This window comes from Thermoanaerobaculia bacterium (genome assembly GCA_035260525.1).
GTDB lineage: Bacteria > Acidobacteriota > Thermoanaerobaculia > UBA5066 > DATFVB01 > DATFVB01.
The window spans coordinates 1-5,020 of the sequence record DATFVB010000018.1 but is presented as its reverse complement, the minus strand read 5'-3'; the positions used below and the strand labels follow the sequence as shown (position 1 = coordinate 5,020).

Below are 5,020 nucleotides of genomic sequence, written 5' to 3'. Positions count from 1 at the left end.
CCGCTACGTCGACCGCGTCGCGCGGCGGGTGGGCGACGTCGACCCTCCGCGCGTCCGGGGAGCGACCGACGTCACCGTGGACGAGATGGAGACGACGATCGCCGAGTTCTACCGCGAAGCGCGGCAGTCCGACGCGGATCTGGCCGCGAGCCTTCCGCTCGACGTGGATCTGAAGGAGATCTTCCCGAAGCCGCGCCGCGCCCGGCTCCGGCCGGGGCGGTCCGCCGCGGACCTCGTGGCCGAGTGCGGCAAGGCGATCGTCGACCGGGTCACGTACTGGACGGGAGTGCGGAGACCCCTCATCAAGAGCCTCGTCGAGTCGATCGAGCGCAGGCTGCGGGAGCTCGATCTCGCGACGGAAGCGTCGCGGGAACGCGCCGATCTCGCGGCCGTGACCGCGTACGTCACGACGCTCGCGATGAACTACCTCGTCCGGGGCGAGTTCATCGCGACGGAGGAGGAATGACCGGATGAAGATCGCCGTGCTCTACGACGTCTGGGAGGAGGGGGGCGCGCCGCCGCCGGAGGAGAAACCCGCCGAGGAGCCCGTTCCGCGCGCGCGCAAGCGCAAGAAGAAGCCGCCGCCGAAGCGGATCCGGCGGCCGAAGCTCGACCGGGAGGAGATCTTCGACGCGCTCGTCAAGATCGGCCACGAGCCGTCCTACCACGTCCTCGACGGGAAGGATTCGTCGCTCCTGAACCTCGCGCGAAACGGCGCCGAGCTGATCTTCAACCTCACCGAGTCGTACGCGGGCGACGACACGCGCGACATGAACATCGCGGCGTACCTCGAGCTGCTCGACCGGCCGTTCACCGGCGCCGGCTCGCATGCGCTGTATCTCGCCCAGGACAAGGCGCTGGCGAAGAAGATCTTCCAGTTCCACGGCCTGCCGACGCCCTACTTCGCCGTGATCGACCGCGGGAAGGTCGGCTTCTCCCACGACATCCAGTTCCCGCTGATCGTCAAGCCGACGTCGGAGGACGGCTCGATCGGCATCGACGCGGGGTCGGTCGTCCGCACGATCAAGGAGATGATGGAAAGAGTCGAGCAGATCCAGGAGCGTTTCGACTCCCCGGTCCTCGTCGAGGAATATGTCGAGGGACGGGAGATCTACGCCGCGGTCATCGGCAACGACCGGCCGGAGGCGCTGCCGCTCGTCGAGCTCGACCTCTCCAAGCTCCCGGAAGGGATGCCGCGGATCGCCGGGACCGAGGTCAAGTGGGAGCGGGAAACGGAGGCCTACAAGAGGACGAAACCGGCGATCGCAACCGACCTCGACGAAGAGCTCGTCCGGAAGGTCGAGGAGACCGCGATCGCGGCGTATCGCGCCCTCGAGCTCCGCGACTACGGCCGGATCGATCTGCGGATCGGAACCGACGGCAAGATCTTCGTCATCGAGGCGAATCCGAACCCGTGGCTCTCCTCCTCGGCCGAGTTCGCGATGGCCGCGAAGGAATCGGGAAGGTCGTATCACGGGATGATTCGCGAGATCGTCGACCTCGCCATGGCCCGCGCCAGCTAGCGGGCGCGGGCCGTACATCGAGCCGGAATTCAGCGCGATGCGTCGACGCGCGACGGATCGGCTGCCTCGCGGTGGGCGCGTCAGCGCCTGACGCGCCCACCTTCCAGCACGTCTGGCCACGCCTCGTCGCCAAAGGACATTGCGCCACAGGACCCGCGGGTCGGCGACGCCGATGACGATCAGCGTTGCCGGTTGAGTGGGCACAGAGGCGCGGCGAGACGCGAGCCCGACGGGATGCGGGTCGATCGCGACGTCCCGAGGCATACCGGAACGTATGTCGCAGGGCGGCGCGGGCGGCACACGCCCGTCCGGCTCGATGGATCGCCGCGTTAGGCGATGGAAACGTGATTTCTGCCGTTCTGCTTGGACCGATACAGCGCCCGATCGGCCGCGCGGCAGAGGTCGGCGGGTCCGGCCATCTCCGGCGTGCATTCGGCGACGCCGAACGAGCACGTGACGCCGAGCGAGACCGCGCCGGATTCGTAGGGAGCGGCGGCGACTTCGCGCCGGAGCTTCTCGGCGACCTGGGCGGCCGCCGCGGCGTCCGTCTCGGGGCAGAGGACCCCGAACTCCTCGCCGCCGATCCTCGCGAGCGTCTCTTCGACGCGCAGCACGCGCGCCATCCGGCCGGCCACCTGCTGCAGCACGAAATCGCCGGCGAGGTGGCCGTGGCGGTCGTTGACGGACTTGAAGAGGTCGATGTCGGCGAAGATGAGCGACAGCGGGCGCTCGTAGCGCCGCGCGCGCGAAAACTCGCGCTCGATCTCCTCGTCGAACTTGCGTTTGTTGTACACGGCGGTGAGGCCGTCGCGAACGACGAGCTCGAAGATCGCGTCGTGGTACGCCTGCTCGACGTCCTGCTCGTGCAGGAACTTGAAGTGGACCGCGCCGACCTGGAAGCGGTCGCCGCTCCGGAGAACCGTGGGACGATCGATCAGCTGGTCGTTGACCGCCGTGCCGTTCGTGCTCTGCAGGTCGCGAAGGACGACGAGGCCGCGCTGGTGCTCGAGACGGGCATGGTTGCGCGACACCGAGGGGACGTCCGGAAGCGCCACTTCCAGCTGCGGCGAGCGTCCGATCTCGAGGGACGTCCCGGGCGCGAGCCGATAACGGCGGCCGATGCTCCGGTTCTCCGGGTGCGAGATGAGGATGATCGCGGCCTCCGCTTCCTCGCTCGCGGACCCGGCGATTCGGGCGCGCGGAACGTTCGATTGCGTCGTCTGACGCCTCGCGATCGCGAGATCGGGCGACGTTTCCTCCGAGGGCTGCCGCCCCAGGAAATCGAGCCCGCCGCCGGCGGTTCTGCCCGGGTCGTCCATTGTTCGCGCCTTTTGTCTGGCCCGATCGTACCACGCCGCTTTCGCGGCGCGCGTGCCGGGCCTCTTCGCCGCTAACGCCGGCGACGGGGGCGTCCGCCGGGCCCGGGACGTCCGGACGAACCGCCGGCTCCCGGAGCGCCGGGTGCGGCGCCGGGGCGGTGCGCCGGGGCGGCGGAAGCGGAACGGCCCGGCCCCGCGGAGCCGGCCCTGCGCCGCTCCTCCTTCTCCCGGGCGCGCGCCCGTTCCTGGGACTTGCGCGCGCGGATCGCCGCGATGCGCTCCGAGAGGGGGACCTCGAAGCGCTCGGGCGCGGCGGCCTTCGGGTCGAAATCGGGGAGCACGACGCGCGGCAGGCGCTTCCCGATCGCGCGCTCGATCGCGCGGAGATCGCCCTCTTCCTCGGGCGAGACGAACGTGAAAGCGTCGCCGGTCGCCTCGGCGCGGGCGGTGCGTCCGACGCGGTGGATGTAGTCCTCGGGAACGTTCGGCACGTCGAAGTTGACGACGTGCGAAAGCGCCTCGACGTCGATGCCGCGTGCGGCGATGTCGGTCGCGACGAGCACCCGGTACTTGCCGGCCTTGAAGTTCGCGAGCGCCTGCGTGCGCTGCGCCTGCGAGCGGTTCCCGTGGATGCGGTCGGAGGGGACGCCGTGCCGGGCGAGGAACTCCGCCAGCCGGTTCGCGCGGTGCTTCGTGCGCGTGAACGCGAGGACGGTCTTCAACTCTCCGCGCTTGAGCAATTCGAGGAAGAGCGGGAGCTTCCCTTCCTGCGGCACCGGGTACACCGCCTGGGTGATGCCGACGGCGGGCGCGGATTTTCGCTCGAGGTTGACGAGCGCGGGGTTCTTCAGGATCTCGCGGGAGAGCTCGACGATCGGCGGCGGCATCGTGGCCGAGAAGAAGAGCGTCTGGCGGCGGTGCGGGAGGTGCTTCAGGACCCGCCGGATGTCGGGAAGGAATCCCATGTCGAGCATCCGGTCCGCCTCGTCGAGCACGAGGATCTCGAGCCCGGCGAGGCTCGCGTAGGGATGCCGGAAATGGTCGAGGAGCCGCCCCGGCGTCGCGACGATGACGTCGACCCCCGCGCGGAACGCGTGCTCCTGCGGACCCATGCCGACGCCGCCGAACACGGCCGCGCCCGACATGGGCGTGTGGGTCGCGAGCTGGCCGAGATGCTCGTCGATCTGCGCGGCGAGCTCGCGGGTGGGGGTGATGATCAGCGCGCGGGTCGTCCGGCGCGGCTTCGACATCAGGCGGTGGAGGATCGGAAGGACGAAGGCCGCGGTTTTGCCGCTTCCGGTCATCGCGCAGGCGAGCACGTCGCGCCCCTCCATGGCGGGGGGAATCGCGTCCGACTGGATCGGGGTGGGCCGCGTGAAACCCATGTCGTGGATTCCGCGGAGGAGGTCGGGGTGGAGGCCGAATTTCGAAAAAGGCATAAGAGGTCGAGCCTCTCACAGGAGCGTCCGATACACAAGCGGCCGGAGAGCGCCGTCAGTGCCTGGGGAACAGCCGCCGGACGCGGTTCGGACCCTCGAGCTCGACGAGCGCGAACCGGGAATCGAAGAAGAGCCGCGTCTCGAGGCCGCCCGGCGCGGAGAGGGCTCCGGGATCTCCGGACAGCGTGGCGGCGTACGGCGCCGCGGGCCGGAGGCCGTTCGCCCAGCGCTCGACGTGTCCCGTGGCGAGATCGACGACGAGAACGGCGCGCGGCTGAGCCGACGCCGTGGCGAGCATCAGGGCGCCCTTCCGGGGCTCGCCGAGGAGCCAGGCGCGTTCCGCGCCGCCGACCGGAAATGCGCCCGTTTCGGCGCCGCCGGGAGAGAGCACCCGGAGGCGCGCGACGGCCCCTCCGGATTCGAAGAGACCGATGCGGCCGTCCGACAGGAACGTCGCCGAGCGGAACGTCGCGCCGCCCCCGGAGAACGTCGCGAGCGTTTCGCCCGTCACCGCGTCGAGGAGATGAACGGTCGCGGTCTCGTCGCGCAGGAGGATCCGGGACCGGTCGGGCGACGCGAGAATCGGGAACGCGCGGCGGAAGGGACCGGCGGTTCCGGTCGATCGGAGCCGCCGGGCGGCCACGTCGAGCTCGAAGATCTCGATCGTCGTCGCCGGATCGGACGCCGCGCGGCGCGCGGAGTAGATCCGGAGACGGTCCTCTCCCGCAAACGTCGCGCA

Annotated in this window: 5 protein-coding genes; 2 read left to right on the top strand and 3 right to left on the bottom strand. The window is 70.2% G+C overall.

From position 1 onward, the window contains the following. The coding region (locus tag VKH46_00650) for a hypothetical protein (GenBank protein HKB69324.1) at window positions 1-466 on the top strand (466 nt) is incomplete at its 5' end. A gap of 4 nt (window positions 467-470) precedes the next feature. Next, on the top strand, window positions 471-1,523 hold the full coding sequence (locus VKH46_00645; GenBank protein HKB69323.1) for an ATP-grasp domain-containing protein: 1,053 nt from the start codon (window positions 471-473) through the stop codon (window positions 1,521-1,523). A gap of 329 nt (window positions 1,524-1,852) precedes the next feature. On the opposite strand, the gene VKH46_00640 is transcribed toward VKH46_00645, so the two are convergent. From VKH46_00640 to VKH46_00630, 3 genes are all read right to left on the bottom strand, one after another. After that, window positions 1,853-2,842 carry a GGDEF domain-containing protein gene (locus VKH46_00640; GenBank protein ID HKB69322.1) on the bottom strand — a complete coding sequence of 330 codons (990 nt, stop codon included), beginning with the start codon at window positions 2,840-2,842 and terminating at the stop codon, window positions 1,853-1,855. A 71-nt stretch (window positions 2,843-2,913) separates the two neighbouring features. Beyond that, window positions 2,914-4,281, bottom strand: coding sequence for a DEAD/DEAH box helicase (locus tag VKH46_00635; GenBank protein HKB69321.1), 1,368 nt, complete (start codon window positions 4,279-4,281; stop codon window positions 2,914-2,916). A 55-nt stretch (window positions 4,282-4,336) separates the two neighbouring features. Continuing rightward, window positions 4,337-5,020: hypothetical protein (locus tag VKH46_00630; GenBank protein ID HKB69320.1), on the bottom strand; the 684-nt coding region annotated here is incomplete at its 5' end.

Coding starts and splice junctions, on each gene's coding strand:
- VKH46_00645 (HKB69323.1), top strand. CDS start 471: ATGAAGATCGCCGTGCTCTACGACGTCTGGGAGGAGGGGGGCGCGCCG.
- VKH46_00640 (HKB69322.1), bottom strand. CDS start 2,842: ATGGACGACCCGGGCAGAACCGCCGGCGGCGGGCTCGATTTCCTGGGG.
- VKH46_00635 (HKB69321.1), bottom strand. CDS start 4,281: ATGCCTTTTTCGAAATTCGGCCTCCACCCCGACCTCCTCCGCGGAATC.